The 19,784-nt window shown below is 38.7% G+C and carries 21 protein-coding genes and 1 riboswitch; of the genes, 8 read left to right on the top strand and 13 right to left on the bottom strand.

Annotated elements, in window-relative coordinates:
- Positions 1-1,621, bottom strand: a 1,621-nt coding sequence (locus FD16_RS09910; protein WP_169788240.1) for a KxYKxGKxW signal peptide domain-containing protein, incomplete at its 3' end; no start/stop codon positions are given.
- Between the two features lie 250 nt (positions 1,622-1,871).
- On the opposite strand from FD16_RS09910, the gene FD16_RS09905 reads away from it, so the two are divergent.
- The 3 genes from FD16_RS09905 to FD16_RS09900 all read left to right on the top strand — a co-directional run bounded on the left by FD16_RS09905 (position 1,872) and on the right by FD16_RS09900 (position 3,614).
- A complete protein-coding gene (locus tag FD16_RS09905) occupies positions 1,872-2,444 on the top strand; it encodes a TMEM175 family protein (protein ID WP_010622633.1) in 573 nt (190 codons plus the stop codon).
- A 160-nt stretch (positions 2,445-2,604) separates the two neighbouring features.
- The gene (locus FD16_RS12805; RefSeq protein WP_155804377.1) at positions 2,605-2,769 is read left to right on the top strand and encodes a hypothetical protein; all 165 of its coding nucleotides are present in this window, start codon (positions 2,605-2,607) and stop codon (positions 2,767-2,769) included.
- Between the two features lie 140 nt (positions 2,770-2,909).
- Positions 2,910-3,614 (top strand): CPBP family intramembrane glutamic endopeptidase, encoded by a 705-nt coding sequence (locus FD16_RS09900; RefSeq protein WP_010622632.1) that lies wholly within the window; start codon positions 2,910-2,912, stop codon positions 3,612-3,614.
- 38 nt (positions 3,615-3,652) lie between these two features.
- Here FD16_RS09900 and FD16_RS09895 read toward each other — a convergent pair whose 3' ends face one another.
- The 4 genes from FD16_RS09895 to FD16_RS09880 form a co-directional block, all read right to left on the bottom strand.
- A complete protein-coding gene (locus FD16_RS09895; protein WP_010622631.1) occupies positions 3,653-4,666 on the bottom strand; it encodes an NADP-dependent oxidoreductase in 1,014 nt (337 codons plus the stop codon).
- A gap of 17 nt (positions 4,667-4,683) precedes the next feature.
- Positions 4,684-5,796: a VanZ family protein gene (locus FD16_RS09890; protein WP_010622630.1), complete on the bottom strand. Its 1,113-nt coding sequence runs from the start codon at positions 5,794-5,796 to the stop codon at positions 4,684-4,686.
- A gap of 77 nt (positions 5,797-5,873) precedes the next feature.
- Entirely contained in the window at positions 5,874-6,476 is a 603-nt protein-coding gene (locus FD16_RS09885; protein WP_010622629.1) for a YkoF family thiamine/hydroxymethylpyrimidine-binding protein, read from the bottom strand.
- 5 nt (positions 6,477-6,481) lie between these two features.
- A complete protein-coding gene (locus FD16_RS09880) occupies positions 6,482-7,069 on the bottom strand; it encodes an ECF transporter S component (RefSeq protein ID WP_010622628.1) in 588 nt (195 codons plus the stop codon).
- An 87-nt stretch (positions 7,070-7,156) separates the two neighbouring features.
- A riboswitch (TPP riboswitch) is annotated at positions 7,157-7,246 on the bottom strand.
- A gap of 100 nt (positions 7,247-7,346) precedes the next feature.
- Between FD16_RS09880 and FD16_RS13255 the strand changes: the two genes are divergently transcribed.
- Positions 7,347-7,475: a hypothetical protein gene (locus FD16_RS13255; RefSeq protein WP_268869689.1), complete on the top strand. Its 129-nt coding sequence runs from the start codon at positions 7,347-7,349 to the stop codon at positions 7,473-7,475.
- A gap of 139 nt (positions 7,476-7,614) precedes the next feature.
- Here FD16_RS13255 and FD16_RS09875 read toward each other — a convergent pair whose 3' ends face one another.
- From FD16_RS09875 to FD16_RS09855, 5 genes are all read right to left on the bottom strand, one after another.
- The gene (locus tag FD16_RS09875; protein ID WP_010622626.1) at positions 7,615-7,893 is read right to left on the bottom strand and encodes a hypothetical protein; all 279 of its coding nucleotides are present in this window, start codon (positions 7,891-7,893) and stop codon (positions 7,615-7,617) included.
- Positions 7,894-8,052: 159 nt separating this feature from the next.
- Positions 8,053-8,823 (bottom strand): hypothetical protein, encoded by a 771-nt coding sequence (locus FD16_RS09870; protein ID WP_010622625.1) that lies wholly within the window; start codon positions 8,821-8,823, stop codon positions 8,053-8,055.
- Positions 8,816-9,532 (bottom strand): ATP-binding cassette domain-containing protein, encoded by a 717-nt coding sequence (locus tag FD16_RS09865; RefSeq protein WP_010622624.1) that lies wholly within the window; start codon positions 9,530-9,532, stop codon positions 8,816-8,818. The genes FD16_RS09870 and FD16_RS09865 overlap by 8 nt, the downstream gene beginning before the upstream one ends.
- Entirely contained in the window at positions 9,525-9,905 is a 381-nt protein-coding gene (locus FD16_RS09860) for a GntR family transcriptional regulator (protein WP_010622623.1), read from the bottom strand. The genes FD16_RS09865 and FD16_RS09860 overlap by 8 nt, the downstream gene beginning before the upstream one ends.
- 477 nt (positions 9,906-10,382) lie before the next feature.
- Positions 10,383-10,868: a nitroreductase family protein gene (locus tag FD16_RS09855; protein WP_010622622.1), complete on the bottom strand. Its 486-nt coding sequence runs from the start codon at positions 10,866-10,868 to the stop codon at positions 10,383-10,385.
- A gap of 931 nt (positions 10,869-11,799) precedes the next feature.
- On the opposite strand from FD16_RS09855, the gene FD16_RS09850 reads away from it, so the two are divergent.
- The 3 genes from FD16_RS09850 (at position 11,800) to FD16_RS09840 (ending at position 15,188) form a co-directional block, all read left to right on the top strand.
- Complete coding sequence (locus tag FD16_RS09850) at positions 11,800-12,456, top strand: EAL domain-containing protein (protein ID WP_010622621.1); 657 nt, start codon at positions 11,800-11,802, stop codon at positions 12,454-12,456.
- Positions 12,457-12,479: 23 nt separating this feature from the next.
- Complete coding sequence (locus tag FD16_RS09845) at positions 12,480-13,862, top strand: PTS transporter subunit EIIC (RefSeq protein ID WP_010622620.1); 1,383 nt, start codon at positions 12,480-12,482, stop codon at positions 13,860-13,862.
- A 300-nt stretch (positions 13,863-14,162) separates the two neighbouring features.
- Positions 14,163-15,188, top strand: a complete 1,026-nt coding sequence (locus FD16_RS09840) for a cation diffusion facilitator family transporter (protein ID WP_010622619.1) — start codon at positions 14,163-14,165, stop codon at positions 15,186-15,188.
- 183 nt (positions 15,189-15,371) lie between these two features.
- On the opposite strand, the gene FD16_RS09835 is transcribed toward FD16_RS09840, so the two are convergent.
- Positions 15,372-16,058: a 2,3-diphosphoglycerate-dependent phosphoglycerate mutase gene (locus tag FD16_RS09835; protein WP_010622618.1), complete on the bottom strand. Its 687-nt coding sequence runs from the start codon at positions 16,056-16,058 to the stop codon at positions 15,372-15,374.
- Positions 16,059-16,140: 82 nt separating this feature from the next.
- Positions 16,141-17,184, bottom strand: coding sequence for an AI-2E family transporter (locus FD16_RS09830; RefSeq protein ID WP_010622617.1), 1,044 nt, complete (start codon positions 17,182-17,184; stop codon positions 16,141-16,143).
- A 675-nt stretch (positions 17,185-17,859) separates the two neighbouring features.
- On the opposite strand from FD16_RS09830, the gene FD16_RS09820 reads away from it, so the two are divergent.
- Complete coding sequence (locus FD16_RS09820; RefSeq protein WP_010622615.1) at positions 17,860-19,062, top strand: SAM-dependent methyltransferase; 1,203 nt, start codon at positions 17,860-17,862, stop codon at positions 19,060-19,062.
- Between the two features lie 82 nt (positions 19,063-19,144).
- Here FD16_RS09820 and FD16_RS09815 read toward each other — a convergent pair whose 3' ends face one another.
- A complete protein-coding gene (locus FD16_RS09815) occupies positions 19,145-19,594 on the bottom strand; it encodes a helix-turn-helix domain-containing protein (protein ID WP_010622614.1) in 450 nt (149 codons plus the stop codon).
- Positions 19,595-19,784: the final 190 nt, after the last annotated feature.

The following is a 19,784-nucleotide window of genomic DNA, read 5'->3' as shown; positions in this document are numbered from 1 at the left end:
CTGGATCTACCGGTTCTTCCGGATCTACCGGCTCTTCTGGATCTACCGGCTCTTCTGGATCCACAACTTCTGTTTCAACAGGGGTTTGCAAATCGAATCTGTGTGATTCACCACTACGAATCGTCACCGTATCAGCTACTAAGTTGCCATCCATGTTTACATCAGCTGTCAATTCAGCGTTAGGGGCAAGGACAGAACCGATAAAGTAACCGCTGGTAACTTCAAAGTCATAGTCTAAATGCTCATGACCAAAGTTCCATAAAACAACTGATTTTGAAAAGTCAGTACGTTCAGCAGCCCCTAGTGTCTCTCCATCCACAACTAGTTTTATTTGAGTCTTAATATGAGCAACATCAGAAGCTCGTGTTGCGGCAAAATCCTCAATTCCTGTTACATTAATGATTAAAGTAGGACCTTCAGAACTAAGCCCAGTCACCGTAATTGGATTTGCTTGCATCAATAATTCCAGCGGAATATTAGCGTAAATATATTTTGTACCATCCTCTTTTGCAGAATTAACCGCGTCAGTAACATCTATTGTTCGATTGTTTTGGTCCTCAACATCAATGTTAATCCCTTCGCTTGTTGCTTCTTCATAGTACTGATCAGCTAACTGACGAAGTTTATCAAAATACTCATCGAAATCAATATACATATTACCTTCTGCATCCTGATAAACTTGATCTGCCGTCACATTATCAAGCGTTACATCATTGATAGTAACCTTACCATCAACAACTGTAGCATCAATGCTATTGCCTAAATATACTAAACTAGAATCAGCTCTAAATGAATTTTGGGCTACGTCACCATCCAAATTCTGAATGTAAAATAGATCTCCTTTGTAATGACGAGTACCAAAGTCGGTACTACCCGCCTTTAAATTTTTGGCAGCAATATTACCATTTGTATCGGCAATTAAATGCACATGATTAGAGAAGATGTGAAACTGTGAAGCAATTCCAATCGCGTTGTTGGCTTCTATATTCTGAATATTAATTCCTAAATCCACTAATTTTTGATCTGTATAAATACTATCTGTGGTTGTTTGAACGGCGTTTTCGGTTGCAGCTTTTGTGGCTTCTGTATCAGTTGTGGCAGTTGTGGCTACCGACTGAACCGTTGTTGTAGCTGAACTGGTTGGTGTCGAACTACCAGCAAAGCCCGTATTCCCACTAGTAACTGCGTCACTCACCTGACTTGCCGTCGAAGCAATCGCGGCGGGTGCTACTGATGTAGCCTCAGTTTTGGCTACTGATTCTGATTCAGGCGTTACCGATGAGTTTGCGGTGGAACTGCTAATTGTCGTACTAGAAGCATTAGACAAATCTTGAGTGTTTTCAACTGATGCAGTACTGGAAGCTGACTCAGTTGAAGAAGTAACACCTGTAGAATCACTAACTGGTGTGTTAACTGAAGTTGGTAGAGTAACACTATTACCACTATCTGGTACAGCACTAGTAACATTTTCAGTTACTACTGGTTCCGTACTTTCATCGGCAGATGCATTAGCTGTTGTTACTAACGCACCAGTGAACATGATGACAGCACTAAATAACCAAATCTTGCCTTTCTTGTACATCTTAAAGTTGGTCTGTTTCGATTGTGCAGGGAATTTCATGTAAATCTCCTCCGTTTCGTGTGGCCAGCTGTTAATCTCTCTTATCAATATCATAAGTATAATTTGATTTTTTTAATTTTGCAAACGTTTTCCTAATCGTTTATATAATATTTTTATGATTATACTGATTAATAATATAGCCCATATCACATTTATATATTTAATAAATCTACATTGTTATATGAATGATTCAGCCTCACATTTATAATGAAATCAAGATTAATCAACCACAGGATCGAGGAAAAACATCATGAACAAATCAAGACTTGAAGCATTCACGGATGCTGTCATTGCAATTGCGGCAACAATCATGGTTCTAGAATTACACCCGCCAAAATCTGAATCTTTGCAGGGACTATTTAGTGAGTGGCCGGTCATTTTGTCATATGTTATCAGCTTTGCAATGATATACATTGTTTGGTTTTCACACCATAACATGTTCAACAAAGCCAAAGTCATTTCAACTAAAACATTCATGTTTAACGGTGTCTGGTTGTTTAGTTTAACTCTCGTCCCGTTCGCGACTGCCTGGGTCGGTAATCATCCGGATGGTACGATTCCTGAAGTTGTTTACCTGAGCATATTATTGATTTGGTCTTTCTCGTTTCAACTAATGGACGAACAAGTTTTGAGAGATAATTCCAATATTAAAAGAGATGTCTCCAATAACCTCATTTCCCGTCTTTTCTTGTATGGTGGATACGTTTTAGGCATTGTAATTGCCTTTTTCTGGCCAATTGCCTCGCTTTTTTTAGTCGGTATCATTACTATCGTTCTATCAATTCAATTAACTTCCATCAAACCTACTCCGCCAAATAAATAGCATGCAATCATTGCCTTAAAAATAAAATAATCGTAATTCTTCTATATAAAGCCCTTACAATTTGGTATGATGGGCACAGGTACAATGTTTGAAGGCCTTACCTTTAATCATCGACCTAGTGAGGATAGCATTACGTTATCTGGTAATGAGACGTAGGTATATGACCATTGCAGTCATAATTTTACTGTCTTCAGTTACACTGCTTAACATTACCAAGGCAATTCTTTTGATAGCCGCGGCCGTGGTGGTGCTGACGAAAACAATAAAAAAGCTAACCCAAGGATTAGCTAACCTGCGTGTCACTGCACTCACGATTGGGAACTAACAGAAATTTCTGTTGGTTCTCTTTTTTGCTTGTATGACATTCTTTTACATAATAACTAAAAGTTCACGTTAATTTGTGAGACATTTTATTCTTTGATAAACTAAATAAGCGTAAAAAATACATATGATAAGGAATAAATAATGCAAATTAATCATCAATCATCTAGTTTCCGGGAATTTATTATCAAGGTCGGTAAATTTTTCCTACTAACAGTTGCTCACAACATCATGGCTGTCCCAATTTTAATGGCGTTCTACGTGTTACACCTCAAAGCAACCATCACAATTCAAATTACATTAGCAATTCTTTGCACCCTTTTAGGCATCTTAACCGTCTATTTAATGCAAAAATACTACAGTCGGCGACTACAATTGAGTAATCCAATGCTTTTCACCACCAAACGATTAACTAAGGAACGAATTTGGAAGTTACTAATAACAATTGTTATTATCGCACTATGGATATTTATTGAAGGGTTCTTCTCATCATCAGCAAGCGGCTCAGCTGATCAAACCGCCACCGCTAACGTCATGACGGCTTTTCCAATTCCGATGTTTATCGTGGTTTCCATTATCGGACCAATTTATGAAGAACAATTAAATCGTGGAATCTTTTTTGCTTACTTCATTCATTCAAATTCCACTCTAGCAAAAGTAATGGGGCTACTATCCAGTGCACTGTTATTTGCATTACTACATGGACTGACATTTGATTTTGCAATGCTTGATTGCTTCTTATCAGGCGTTGTGTTGGCTGGAATCTACCTAATCACTAAAAATTTGAAATACGGGATGATTGCGCACCTACTCAGCAATGTAATTGCATCTTACGCATTATTTTTCTAATCAAATATAAAACACAGTTGCATTTGAGCAACTGTGTTTTATATTTGATGGCTAATAACAATCTTACCGCGGGCATGCCCAGTATTAGAATAATCTAGCGCCTGCTGAGTATCACCGAAACCATATACTCGATCAACGACTGGTACAATACTGCCATGTTCCACCCACTGTTTGATTACCATTAACTGTTGTCCGCTTGGTTTCATAAACCAAAAATCGAATTTTACACTAGTTTTATGTGCCAAAACCGTATTTCGAAAAGACGCAACGCTCAACAGCATTTGCTTCCATAATGGCAATCCATATGTTTTACCGAACTTATAATTAGGAATTCCACTAATTGTAACAATTTGGCCACCTCGCCGTACGATTTTAAATGCATCACGCAGTGTTTTGCCACCTCTAGTATCGATCACAAAATTAAAATCATGCAGACTATCAGCAAAATTTTCGTGGTGATAATCAATGATTTGATCCGCACCCAGGGATTTTACCAACCCTTCATTTTTTGCACTAGTGGTGGTTGCAACGTGCGCGCCCATCCTTTTGGCGATTTGAATTGCCACCGTTCCCAGCCCACCAGATCCGCCTTGAATTAAGACTTGATCATGGGGCTGAATTTTCATCATATCATGCAATATTTGATAAGCTGTTAAGCTAACCAGTGGCATTGAAGCGGATTGTTCAAAGGTTAGATTAATTGGTTTCAACGCCAAGTCTGATTGATCAACGGCCAGATAATCAGCAAATGTGCCAATTTTATTTTTATTGACCCTCCCAAAAACTTCATCGCCGATCTGAAAATTGGTCACTGATGAACCAACTTTAATCACGACCCCAGCCAAATCACTACCGAGAATCAGCGGCATATCATAGTGCAATAAAAATTTCATGCCACCACGTTGCGTTGACGTATCAATTGGATTCACACTTGCTGCACGAATCTCAACTAGCACCTCGTTGTCATCAACGGCTGGCATCGGTACTTTCATTAGTTCTAATTTCTTTTGCCCGTAATGCTGAATAACAAAAGCCTTCATTGTACTTTTCATATTGCTTTCCTTAATGTTTATTGATCAAATGTTGAAATCAGTTTAGTTCGACTTAATTTTTCAAAAAACAGCTCATGGCTGGGTCGAAAAATATCGACCAACAAATCCACAATGACTACCCCAAAATAAATCACTGCGGCAAAAGCAAACAACACTTGTACTTGATGATTCATCGCTGGATTGTTCCATAACAGGTTTCGCAATATTTTCTCAGCAACTAATACTACAAACATTGAATATCCCAAAATGTTACGTAGAATGATGCCACTACTACCGTTAGATTCAATCTGCAAGTGCACGGTCTGCATCCCCAACGTCCGCTTAAACAACAACTCTGGGATAAGCATAAGAACAAGCCATTCACCAAATACAATCAGTGGGGATAACGATCCCAGTAATCTTGGAATCTGTGGCAATAGTACGGTAATGGCTGTCCTAATCAACAACAGCAATACCCAATCAACTCCGAAGGCCGTGGCGTGTCTGAATAAAGAAACATGTTTGGCCCGAATTCGTAATGATTCTTTCAAGTGGGCCTCCGATGGAACCCATCTCATTACAAACCTTGTAACGTAAAATCCAACAAAACCACCCAACGTGTTCATCATTAAATCGTCAACGTCGAATAAACGGTATGGTCGCGGATAAAGGCCATACAAACCTGATAGCTGCGTTAATTCAAAGAACAATGACAGTAAAAATGATAATAGTATCGTGGTTTTAAGACCTTTTTTAAAATAAGATCTCATGTAGATTCCAAACGGCATCGTCAAAAAGATGTTGAAAATTGGTTGAATAACTGCGCTGTTAGTTAGCGCTTTTAAATAAGTACTTGGCTCAGTGATTTTCAGTGGACTGCTTTTAATGATGTCCGACACAAAATGAAATGGAATCAAATTCATCGTCGCAGTTGTTAACTTTGCGACATATTCTCTTGGTGGTAGCGGAAAATTGACCAAAAAATAGGCACACATCATGTATAAAACAAAACTGTACTCCATTAAAATTGTCCATCTTGAAATTGCACCGTGCCGGTAATAATGCCACCATAAAAACGGAAACGTAAAAATCAGTGCCGCAAATGGAAACATGAGGATTGCCAACTTTAAGTCATACAGATATAACCACATTTATTTCTCTCCCACAGATAATGATATGGTTATTTTAGCACTGAAATTAAGCGAGCAGAATAGTGACGCCCGTCAATTTATTCATCAAGTGATGGACTGTTAACTGAAATTGTCGCCTCGATGACGTAATGACGAATATGGTCATGAGCATATGAAAGTGCGTCATTAAAATATTGAAATAGATCATTTACACTGCCACTGAGTGACGTCGCATAGTGCATACTTTGTGGGTTCAAACCCGCGTTCTTTGCCAGATCAACAATTTGTACAATATCTTGCATGTAATCTGCCTCACCAAATGCATAGAACGAATATTTGCAGTCAACGTGAAAATTTTTGAGTTCATCCGGTAAATCTAAAGGCTTAACCTCCTCGTTCAAATAACGATCAGCATCAACATCCCCAGGGCATCCTTTGGAAAAGGTCAATTCAAAGACAGTATGGATATCATCGTGATACGCCAACTGACATGCACTTTTTACGACCTTAACCACATTTTCTTGACGGCCACGGTAAGTAGTACTAAATAAATCAGTCTTTGACCACACTGGTAATTCACTTTGATTAAGTTTGTTAACTGCGTCCAAGATAACACTAACAAATTGATCACTCATCGGATAAATACTAAGCTTACAGCCGGTAACATCTACGGATCCATCTAAATTACACGAAATATTCATTTTGATTATCCCTCTTTCTTGACAACATTGTGTTTCAAAACATGTGACTTCTCTAAAATATGATGAATTAAACTCACTAATCCAACGGAAAAGACGATATTTGAAACAAGTCTTGTCACAAATAGTGCAATCAACATAGATAGCTTTAACTTGATATATCCGTGAATGAATAACGCTGATGCAAAGGTAATAATCGTTGATAACACCGCTGCTAATAACAAAGATCTCGTATCAAAGCGCTTGTATTTGAAGCATGCAAAACCAAGTTCATTCCCAATACCCTGGAAAAAACCGGCCACTAATGCAACAACACCAAATTGACCACCAAACGCACTTTCAACCAAGGCACCGACAACCTCACCATACAACGCAGATCCAGGCAATCGCACCACCATAAAAGCAATACTACCACCCATACACCAGAGACCAAATAATATTTCACCGACAAATGGCCCCAGTCCAACAACCGATAGTAAGCCGTATACCAAGGTATATAGCCAATCAGATAACGTAAAAATACAACCAAGTAAAACAGCAATCAACGAAACAGTAATAATATCCCGAATATGCCAACGTGCGACAGTGTGTTTCATAATATCCTCCTATACAAAAAAGCTCCCAATTTTTTAAGAATTGGGAGCCATCAAAAACATATATGTACTAACTGCACACAAATTGTTCTATCTGGTGAAAGAAATCCCTTCGCCGGTGTTAACCGTATCAGGTTCAGTGGGTTTAATCTCAGCACAATGGCACCCCAATTCTTCACAAAGAATCATACTATGATTGATAATTTTAGTCAATTCGGTCATTATCACCACTGTTAGTGTAATAATTGTGTGAATCTCATCATTTTTAATGAGATGTAGATTGGCTGTTGCGGCCATGATTTTATTGTTTTCAATTGCATTACTTAACGTAGCTAAAGCAATCTTTTTGGTAGCAGAAGCTGTGGTAATGTTGATGAAACCACTAAAAAAAGCTAACCCTAAGGATTAGCTCACCTAATGTATCGCTACACTCATGTTTGAGAGCAGGTAGTTGCACCTACCTGCTCTCTTTTTCATACATAATGTTATCGAGTTCGAGGCTATTTTTCAAGCCTGTTGTATTATATTTACTTTATTACAGACCGTACCTATTCGCGATCCTGATGCTGCTTTAATATCATCATCCCCGAATTGATGGTGTCCATGGTTTCCGCCACAAAATCATAACGTGCATCCTGGTTTAATCGTAAAACATCAGCGAAATCAGTCTGTTGCTGATGAGAAGTTGCGTGCGCATACCTAAACGCTGCATTAATCATTTGGTAAAAATCACGCGTCTTTTCAACATTTTCTGGATCAAATGAATTTAGCCTAGTTTCCCCCACATAGTTTTTCACAGCAGTTACTAATTCATCATACTGTTTCATACAAATAGCCCTCCCAAAGCAACCTATCTAGTTCAACTATTGTATTCATATGATAACACGATTCTATAGCACGTACATACGTTGACAGTAAAATGTTACTAATTGACAAATATATGTAATAAAGAGACTGAAAGCTGGAACTTTCAGTCTCTTTATTGATTAATTAGTTGTTGTCTTAGTTTCTACCCAATGCTCTAACAAGTAAATATTAATCAACGACATAATCACTATAATTACTGCAAAGTACAGCGTGCCAACTCCAAATACTTCACTGATTCTTAGATTGATATCTGCTGATCCATTAAAATTTAAGCTATGCGACTGCAAAGCAAATTTACCAAAGAATCCTTCGATTGTGTTGAAAATATATAGAACTACCACAACTACACCCAAACTAATTAAAACACGAAATAACCGTTGGCGAATTTCCGGTAAAAATGCTGCAATTGATTTCAGTATTAAATTAACCATACTGATAAATACCCAAACAAATGTGAAAGATAAAATGAACATGAGTGAACCACTCGATAACACCAATAGTTCATGATTGCTAATGCTACCAAATACTGAATAACTACCAATATTGCAAATGATCAGAATGACAATTTGAATAACAGAAAAATAGATAAAGCTCAAAATTGTCGCAATCATATTACCAATGTACAGCTTCGTATCACTAATCGGGATTAACCGATAACTGTTATGAGTCCATACTCTCTCATTTTGTACCGCAAGAATAAACAGCATCGCAATCATTGCGAGCGTCATAATCACGCCATAATCTCCACCAATATTGCTAAGGCTTAATCCATGAAGTAGTGTATACCCAGCTGTAACCAGCAATACCAATAAACTGATACCTGTCGCTAAATAAACATTCCGATTTCTTTGTCTGAATAATCCACTAATTAACGATGTCATACTAGTCATTTTTAGTCCCCTCCTCTTCATAAAAACTTTCATAGAACGTTTCAATACTCTGCCCATTTTCTTCTCTGATTTCATCAGCACTTTTTTGCGTCACGACAGTATGATCTTTAACAATCGCCACTGCATCCAGCAAATTAGCGATATCAGTAACGTGGTGATCGCTAATCAGAATCGTTGCATCCTCCGGTTTCCATTCAATAATGCTAGCCACAATTTTTTTGCGACTCATGCTGTCAATGCCGTTAAATGGTTCATCAAGCAAATACAGCTTGGCATGTTTCGCTAACGTAATTGCCATCACAAATTTTTGTCGGTTACCCTTTGATAGACTAATAAAATGCTGATCTAAATCTATGCTCAAATTTGCGGCTAATTTTTCAAAGTCATTCATTTCAAAATCAGGAAAAACATGATTAAAATAATCAGCAATCTTAATCAATTTCAAGTTTTCATTAACGCCCTCTAACTGTGCACTAAAGCTCACCATACTTTTACGTTCACTGCCCGTGTTTTTCCCATTTATACTAATAGATCCTCGATAGTTAACTGCACTTCCGGCAATCAGTCTCATTAACGTTGTTTTTCCTGCACCGTTTGCTCCAAGTAACCCAACAATCTGGTTGTCGTTTAGAGTTAAAGATAAATTAGTTAAAATTGTGCGTAGATTACGTCTGTATGTTAAATTTTCAATTGATAATAGCTCAGTCATTTTGCTTTTCACCCTTTCTCTTATCAATGTAATCCGTCAAATCTCTAACCATTTCTTCTGGTGTGATTTGCAAATCTGTCAATCTGTCATATACCAGTGCTAATTGTTCTTCAACAATACTATGCTTCATTTCGTTCAACCTCTTTAAATCCGCAGTTACAAAATTACCACGGCCTCGTTTTGATTCCAAAATACCATCATTGACAAGTTCCGCTAATGCGCGCTGAATGGTATTAACATTTACTGTTAGTGTTAATGCCAGTTGGCGAACGGCCGGAATCTTATCTTCTGGTTTAAAGTGGCCCACAATGATTTCTTGGCAAATATACTGTTTAATTTGGTAGTAAATCGGAATTCTATCATCAAAATCCACAATCGTGTCCTCCTTTATTAGTGTATTAGTTTACTATTACACTATAACTCGTTAACCACATTTTAGCAAGTAAAATAACCAAAAATATTTTAGTATGAGTGATTTGTGAACCCAATCCCGCTAACAACGTTACTTAGCAGTAAAAATACAATTTAGTGATCGTCGTAAAACTATGTAAAAGAGCTGCGTTTTTTTAGCTGAAAAAATACTGTGATACATGTCATAATGTCATCACAGCAAGAATGTAGGACGATAGTTTGTTCAAGTCAGCTTAACTGTTGCTAAAAAGAACCGTCTAACTTGTCGAGGTTAGGGACGGGTTTTTTATGCTACGATAAACTTCGCAACAACTTATATGACTCTCGCACTTTACATGATGATCATTGCAATTGCGTAGAGAATCGCGGCTATACCGATTCAAAAAGATCGTAGTATTATGAATAAAAAAAACTACGATCTTTTTAATGGTCAACTTTTCTATCGTCTAATTAACTTATATCGGTGGCTTCTGTCTGTCGGCGTATAAGCTTCAGTTGCTTTACCAATCGGCACAATAACTTTTGGTGAGTAGCCGTCATCAATTCCCAATTGTTGTACCAAATCAGGATGCTCACTCAAACTAATAGCTCCACTCATCACATAAACAGATCCTAATCCTAAACGTGTAGCCTCAATTAAAACATTTTCTGCTGCTACTGAGGCATTCCTATCACCAAATTCACTACCATCCTTAGTAGCAATCACAAATATTAACGGTGCTCCGTATGCGGCATTATTGGTGGCCATTTCCACTTTTTGCAGAAATTCATCACTTTCCACGACCACGCCTTGAGTAATTTCATTTTGTCCCATTCCACAAGGTGCCGCTTGAAATGCTGCAATTAATTGATCAATATCTGCACTACTTGGCTTTGTTGACTGAAAACTTCGAACCGCATGTCTTGCTAAAATTGGATCTTCCATAATTTACAACAACTCTTTTCTTCATTTGTATATTGGCTTAACACAACTTAGCCGTTGTCGCAAGTTACAAAGAAACCCCCATAGCAGTTACTAGCCGATCGTAGACATGGTCTAGCATCAAATTATTGATATTTCACAACATTGCCAATATTATCCGTACTGAACTTAACATCGAGTACTTCATATCCTTCGTTTGAATATAGTTCGATACATCGTTGATTTTAATATCATAGTCTTCCTCAACACCAAAAGAACGTTTCGGCGAAATTCACAGTTTCGCTCTAATCATCATTACATGAACAAATCCATCTTTAGATTTTAACTGTGAACTAACTGTTAATTTCACATCACCATATTTTATACTGGAATAGGTATATATTAATGAAAAATGTGACACAACAATGACGTTGCTGACATCCTGCGTAAACATTTTCCTAAATATAAGGATAATATTGCAACAAAAGAGGTATCGACAACATTGCTTAAAATTGCAGCTAAAGCAAATCCAATGTTAAAAATGGTCGCCTCCGTTGCCGAAACTTATGCAGAAACCAGTAATGCTAAAGCTGTTGGGTTGGAAGTATCGTTCCTCAGAAGAGGCAATTGTGGCGACTGCACAATCGATGATTGGTTTAGGAATTATTTAACTTAGTATCTATCTTCGAACACATCACTCGTAAAACCAATAAAGCATCCCCAATGGGATGCTTTTCCTGTAATAAGGAGGTTTTGTACCTTGGTTTTTTACTTAATCTATCATTAAAGCCGTAAGCAACAAGCCTGACAGTCTCATCCTAATAGCAATTATTTTTTTCAAATTCATCGTATTCATAGTAGGTATAAGTGTGTTGATTATGGTAGTGTATTTACGTGCAAATTAGTCTATAATGCGGTTAACGAATTATGCAGAACACCGTTGGGGAGTGATAATATGTTACGTTTTTTAGGTCAAGGTAAGTACTCTGCACGTGAACTAATCGGCTATGAACTATTTTTGCGTGAATCTGTTGAGGGACAGTGGCAATTTCCAAAAGATTTCGGTAAATTTGCACCAGAAGACGTTGCTAGTTTGCTGGTTTCAACGATTAAATCGTTACCTAACACCATTCAATTAGTGTCATTAAATCTCGATCAACCACAGTTCATCGATCCTCGGTATTCTATAGAACTTGGAGCTGCACAACGAATTTGTCCTGACACTCAAATTATTGTGGAACTGACGGAGCATGAATATGGGATCAGTGCGGAACAATTACACAATGCAGCAAGTTTATTTCAGGAACAAAGGCTATGGGTTTGCCTCGATGATGTTGGCACTGGGGCAAACTCCGTGGCGTTGGCTGAACACATGTCCGATGTTGTCTTGGAATACAAGTTTGCACTACAAAATTTTAGAGGCAAACGCGATTTTGTCACTAGTGTGAGCCCCCAACTACAATTCTGGTGGGAACAAGCGCACGTTAGCAATACATTTTTAGTTATTGAGGGATTTGAAGAACAAAGTGACTTAAAAGTCGCAACAAATTACCCTGCGGATATAGTACAGGGCTACTATTTCGAGCGGCCACATTTAACCAAGCTCAAGTAATTACCGTAAAAAGGGGGATCGGCATGAAGCAACTAAGCACTATTCGACAACAAATAATGGCAATCGGTACCATCCTAACTGATATGGTCATGCCAAACATCGGAGCGTTCATTGCTTGGGGTCTGTTGTCGGCAATGTTTAGTAGCTCTGGCTGGTTTCCTAATTCACAGTTGAATCAAATTGCCACATTAATGGGACAATATATTCTACCGATTCTCTTAGCAGCAACCGGCGGCCGAATCAAAGGCGGTCAACGTGGTAGTCTGGTGGCATCAATTGCTACAATTGGCCTGATTTGTGGCATGAAAGATTCAGCTCTTCTTGGAGCTATGATTATTGGACCAACAGTTGGTTGGATGATGCGAACTACTGATACATCCTTACGTAAGCATGTTAACCAGGGTTTTGAACTGTTAGTCAACAATTTTTCAGCCGCCATTATTGGAATGTTCACTAGTCTAGTGGCCTACTTTTTATTGGCACCGGCCATCGCTTGGATAAGTCAGGCACTGGCAACTGCTACGAACTGGTTGTTTGCTAAGCATCTGCTGGCATTTACGAATGTCATTATCGAACCTGCAAAAGTTTTCTTTCTAAATAATGCCATTAATCACGGTATTTTAAATCCATTAGGAACTAATCAAGCAATGGTATCTGGTCACTCAATTCTATTTTTGTTAGAGACTAATCCCGGTCCCGGTATTGGCTTACTTTTAGCGTTCGTTCTGTTAGGTCAACACAGGGCAAGAAAATTTGCGGGTAACGCACTAATCATTCATGCCTTAGGCGGTATCCACGAAGTATATTTTCCGTACGTGTTGAAACACCCTCAACTGCTACTATCCGTTATATGCGGTGGCGTAACAGGAACATTTACCTTCAGTATGATGCACGTTGGCCTAAGAGCCGATCCCTCGCCAGGATCAATCATCACCATTCTTCTGCTCACACCAAGTGGTTGGCATAATTATTTGGGTGTCATCGCTGGTATACTAACCTCGACATTGGTATCATTTACCATTACCGCTGTTTGGCTAATTGTCATTGCGCCAAAAAGTAACCATCGCAATGCAAATGATGTTAAATTAGCTACTACAAGCAACCACGTGATTGTAACGGGAGAAGCAGGGATGGGTTCTCCATCAATGGGAGCTAGAATTTTGCATGATAAATTACGACGAGTTGGTCATAATGAGTTTGCCATCACATCTGAGCCGATCAATCGCTTGCAAAATACCGCAAACGCCACCATCTTTGTGCGGCATGAATGGTTGCAGCTTGTCCAAGTGGCTGCTCCTGATGCACATGCCATCATCAGTATTAATAACTACCTAAACACACCCGAATACGATCAATTTGTTAACGAACAAAATGATATTGCTAAGGCATTGGGCGCTCTTGAATAACCTCAAACATAATAAAGCATCCCAATCGGGATGCTTTTTCTGTATTCAAATATGTTTTATCTTAGTGCCTTTTCTTACCCAAGACATTCAATTTATCATCTTCTTTGTACAACAAAGTTGACAGCTATCAGGCACTGCGTTAATGTCAAATCCGAGCATCACATTTTATTTTCTTAAACTGATTTGAAAACCTCGAACTAAATTGAAATGTCGGTCACCATCAAAACTAACGTGATATATTTTTCGAGATATCAAGCTAATGAAACTTGTTATCACTATTACTGGAAAGGCATTTATTATATGGATAACCTAAACAAACACTTTGCAAAAGAAGTCCAAGTACATAATAGCAGGCAGCAAAAAATTATTAAGAGCCTAAATGCAGCTCGTAACTATCTATGGATCAACGTTTGTATCTATGTTGCCATCACCATTGTTGAGTATATTCTTGCAGGCATTGGTCACTCGGCGGCTCTACGTGCTGATGCTTTAAACAACCTTTCTGGTGTGATTTCTACTGGGCTACTGATTGTCGGCTCGTTCTTCGCGACTGATAACGACGATGATGACGATGACTTCCTCGGGATGCCTACCAAAACGCGTCAGGCTGAATCTGACCCGTTTTCACTACAGCTATCACGATTTAAATTAGAACCAATTTTCAATCTGGTAACTAGCGTTGTCATCATCGTTTTTGCGTTACAAATTATTTTATCCGGAATCAACGACTTGCGTCACCTACACTCTGCATCTACGCCTAATGTTTATGCGATGATTGGTGCGGCCGTTGCAACCGTGTTGATGCTTGTAGTATTTGCTATCAACCGGTATTTCGGCACCCGTTTACAAAATGCTTCTTTGGTGGCCGCATCTCGTGACAGTTTGGGGGACATCGCTACCAGTGCTGGTACACTATTATCATTAGTTGTGGCTATATCATTCAAGATGGCTTGGCTGGACGGAACTATCAGTATCGTGATTGGTTGCTTTGTTCTTTGGTCCGGAGGAAAAATATTCCAGGATAGTGCTTTGAATCTGACAGACTATGCTAATCCAGACCTTGAAAAACAAATTAAAACAGCAATTGAAGATAACGTGGAACATGTTCAAGTTGCCCAGTTAAAAATTAGAAATAGTGGTAGTGCTCGCTTAGTCGATGTTAGCTTGATGGTTGATGGACAAATGACTGCCCTGTCGATATACCGAGTAAGCGAACATATTGAACACTTACTTTCGTCAGAATTTCAGGTATATAACACACAAGTAACGACAGTCCCGGATCCGGACAGTGTCAATATACCGACAGCCAATGAACTAAATTCCTAGATTTCAAATAGCAACTTCTTCTAAAATACGCTTAAGTTTTCCATACAACTTCAAAATAGTTGACGTTAGATGAGTGAATCACGTAGGGTCCTAATGGTGGCACTCAAACTCACCAATCCTATTGAGACCACAAAAAAAGCATCCCAACCGGGATGCTTTTCCTGTATTCAGATACTGTTTATCTTAGTACTTTTCCTTACCCAAGACATTCAACTTATCATCGAAGTCATAAACAACAGGTTGGCCAGTAGCCATTTCAAGGTTCATGATGTCTTCGTCACTGATTTGTTCAATGTACTTGCTCAAGGCACGTAATGAGTTACCATGGGCCGCAATCACGATGTTCTTGCCGTCGAGTAACTTAGGAGCGATTTCGTCTTCCCAGAGTGGCATTACACGTTCAAGGGTAACCTTAAGGTTTTCGCCACCAGGAATTTGACGTGGGTCTAAGTTAGCGTAACGACGATCGTTAGCAGCTGAGCCTTCGTCACTTGCATCCAACAATGGAGGCAACACGTCGTATGAACGACGCCAGATATGAACTTGTTCGTCACCATACTTTTCAGCGGCAGCGGCCTTGTTCTTACCTTGTAAAGCGCCATAGTGACGTTCGTTTAAACGCCATGTCTTATATTCTGGAATCCACATTTGGTCTGATTCTTCCAAAGCATAGTGCAAAGTCTTGATAGCACGCTTCAAAACTGAAGTGTATGCATAGTCAAATTCCAAGCCAGCCTTCTTGATAGCTTGTCCAGCCGCCTTAGCTTGCTTTACGCCTTCTTCACTTAAATCAACGTCAACCCAACCAGTAAATTGGTTAGATAAGTTCCATTCACTTTGACCGTGACGGATTAATACAAGTTTTGCCATGTGTTTGATGACCTCTTTCTTTTTCTTTTTATCCTTTACATTTTACTCTGAAACGCTAAAAATCGAAAGCCTTTTTGCTAAATTACGTTGATGACTTTTTATGACGAACATGCAATTTGCCACGTGGAATGGATTTAACCCCTAAAATATCCAGTAAGAACGTGAAAATTGGAACCCCAACAATCAGTCCCCAAGTGCCGAACAATTTGTCAGCTACTAACAACACTACAAATGTGTAGAAGATCGGCAAATCAGTTCGGCTCGACATAAATTGCGGATTCAATACATAAGTTTCAATCGTGTGAACCACCAAAATCATGATCAGAATGTAGGCGACGTAGCGAACCCCGCCAACTGAATAACCAATCATTGCTAATGGAATGCATGACACAATTACACCGGCCACCGGTACCAAGCTAAATAGGAAAATCATGATCGACAATGCCAAAATTTGTGGCATCCCCATGATCGCCAAAATAACTGTGGTAATCACTGTGTTGCAGATGGCAATGAAGAATTGGGCTTCCAAAACAACCCCGAACGTGTTGGCAAACTTGTGACCGAAGTATGACAAGTCTTGAAAGAACCAACCGAAATCACTATTGAGGAAGCTGTGCGAAAATTCGTTCATTTCTTTTAATTTAATTGTGTAGAAGAAACTTAAAATCAACGACATCACAAACGTTACCGCCATTGCCCCGATACTGGTAATGTATTCCAATACCAGGCTCATCCCCTTTTTGGCCTGTTCAATGATGCTGGACTTGCTGATGTAGTTAGTAATGTAGTCCATAATCTGATTGGTGTCATATGATTCATAGAACTTCATTACAGAATCCGTCATCTTAACCACTTGTTCAACCAGCTTAGGTAGATAATTGGTGATTCCAAAATAAAGTCCACACAAGACGATTGCGTAAGTGATCAAGACGATCACGACACTCGGTATTTTTACGAATCTCCTAACTAAGTGTACTAAGTGAATCATCAAGTATGTAAAAATGAACGTCAGCAGTACCGTACTCATTACTGACCGAGCCAACCATAGTACAAATATGACTGCTATCAGTACCACAAATCGACGTAACTTGACGTTATTAATGAATCGATGCCATGCGGCAGTCACGGCAATCCCCCCTTTTACTTCTTTTTTGGAGCTGGTTTCAAATCTGTTGATGTGAAAAATATTGTTTTTCACTTTCCAACTGAAACGTGTTCCGAAAGCCAGTGTGCTCCGCTTAACAACATAATGACAATCATTCCAATACCAGGAATAATTATCATTATCCTGTTAATGCTCACACCCTTTTCGGCTTTCTCCGCACTCTGATTTTGAAACGTGCTCCGAAAACCAGATTGTTCCGCACTCTGATTTGAAACATGCTGCGCCAAACAGATCATTCCGCTTAATCCGCTTCTTAAAACAATCCCAAACTCCGGGATCATTTTAAGAAGNACATTAATGCTCGTGATCTAACCGTTTGGCTCCGCACTCTGATTATATCATTCACTTACCAAAAATTAAGTAAATCGCACTAATTGTCCACCACTTAATTGATAACTATTCAGATTTAGTCATTTTGTCAAATGTTGACCTTAATAAAATAATTAATGATGTAATAGTTTTATTCAAATATTGTTTAATAGGAAAACTTTTTTTATATAACTATGAGGGGCTAGCATAGTCTTTCATTGCCTACTTATCGTTCGTATATTAAACAATGGTGCTTATTGTTACGTAATAAAAGCTAATTTGGAGTATAATGAATCACGTTAATTTAGATTGAAAGGATATTTTTGTATGCTCGAAAAAACTTTTTATAAAACGTTTCTAAGTAAGAGCTTTAATATTCCAGTAAAGGTTAACTACTGGGATGGCTCGTCAGATCAATATGGTGGCGAAGGCGATCCTGTTGTAACCATTACTTTCCATGATATGATTCCAGTGAAAGAAATCACTCGAAATGCTTCAATTGCGTTAGGTGAAGCATACATGGACGGAAAAATTGACATTGACGGCAGTATTCAAAAACTAATTGAATCTGCTTATGAAAGTGCCGGCAGTTTCTTCCATGATTCAAAACTGATCAAGTTCCTGCCAAAACAAAACCATTCGGAAAAGAGCAGTAAATCCGACGTCCAAGATCATTATGATATTGGTAACGACTTCTACAAACTCTGGCTCGATGACACGTTAACATACTCATGTGCCTACTTCGATAATGGCAACACTGATGATTTAAGACAAGCACAACTGGACAAGGTTGAGCACATCATTAAGAAGTTGAACCCACAACCAGGCAAACGACTCCTTGATATCGGCTGTGGCTGGGGTACTTTGATGCTGACCGCTGCTGAAAAGTATGGTTTGAAGGTTACCGGCGTGACCCTCAGTAAAGAACAATACGAATTAGTTCAACAACGCATTGAAGAAAAGGGTCTCCAAGACGTTGCCGAAGTTCGCCTCGAAGATTATCGTGAACTTGGTAAGGAGCAATGGGACTACATCACTTCAGTGGGGATGTTCGAACATGTTGGTAAGGAAAACCTTGGCGTCTACTTCAAAGATGTTAACCGTTACCTAACCGACGATGGCGTTGCATTGATTCACGGAATTACTCGTCAACAAGGTGGTGCCTACAACGGCTGGATCAACAAGTACATCTTCCCAGGTGGCTACGTTCCCGGCTTGAACGAAATGGTTGGTCACATCACTGAAAATGACATGCAGTTATTCGATATGGAACCACTACGTCGTCACTATCAACGGACTCTTGAGATTTGGGATCAGAACTTCAATAACGTTCGCGACCAAGTTGATAAGATGATGGGGACCCGCTTCACTCGGATGTGGGACATGTATCTTCAAGCATGTGCAGCATCATTCCAGTCAGGTAACATTGATGTCATTCAGTTCTTGATGACTAAGGGACCATCTGGTCGAGTTTTGCCTTTGACTCGTGACTACATGTACGAAGATCAAACTACCGAAAGTGCTAACTAAAAACAATTTCATATTTAATATAAATAAAGACGCTATCATGACCTTAATCAGTTATTGATAGCGTCTTTACTATTAATTTATGTTAATGTTCAGTTTGCCATTGAGATGGCAAACGTCCTTCACTATTTAGAAGTTCATTTACCGCCTCAAAAAGGATTTCCTGATATTTAACTTGAACTCGTTGGTTATTTTCAATTTCGGTAAGAGTTGAACTTCCAATTCCAAGCATCTCTGCAAATTCACGAACAGTCATGTGTAATCTGGCACGTAACGATCTGATATCGTCAGGTGTCATATATGATTTTCTTTCACGATATGCCACAAAGCTTCGTCTAATGTTTTCCATGGGATCGTTAAAATCTCCCCATAGTTCACCATTAATATCTTGCCAATAATGATTGACAACCTTAATATCATCTAAATCTCTTACAGAAACGGTTTCCGTTTTCCAAACTTCTGAATATTCTTCTTTAGTGCCTAATTCAGGATTGTAAAATTTTCTTTTTTTTATTTGCACCACCTTCTTTTCCAATTATCGTCCATCAGTCACCTATATGGAAATTTTAAAGGATATTCAGCTATGTGTATTGATATCCACATCACCAACGAATTAGATCTATCTTGAAATTTTAAATAACAAATCTCACCTTGAATATTTAGCCTAAACACCCAGATATCACCCGGTATTGGAATTAGATGATTATCCTTCTCAGGACTAGAAA

The organism is Paucilactobacillus suebicus DSM 5007 = KCTC 3549 (assembly GCF_001434475.1).
GTDB classification, from domain to species: Bacteria; Bacillota; Bacilli; order Lactobacillales; family Lactobacillaceae; genus Paucilactobacillus; species Paucilactobacillus suebicus.
This window is presented reverse-complemented; position numbering and strand designations above follow the sequence as displayed.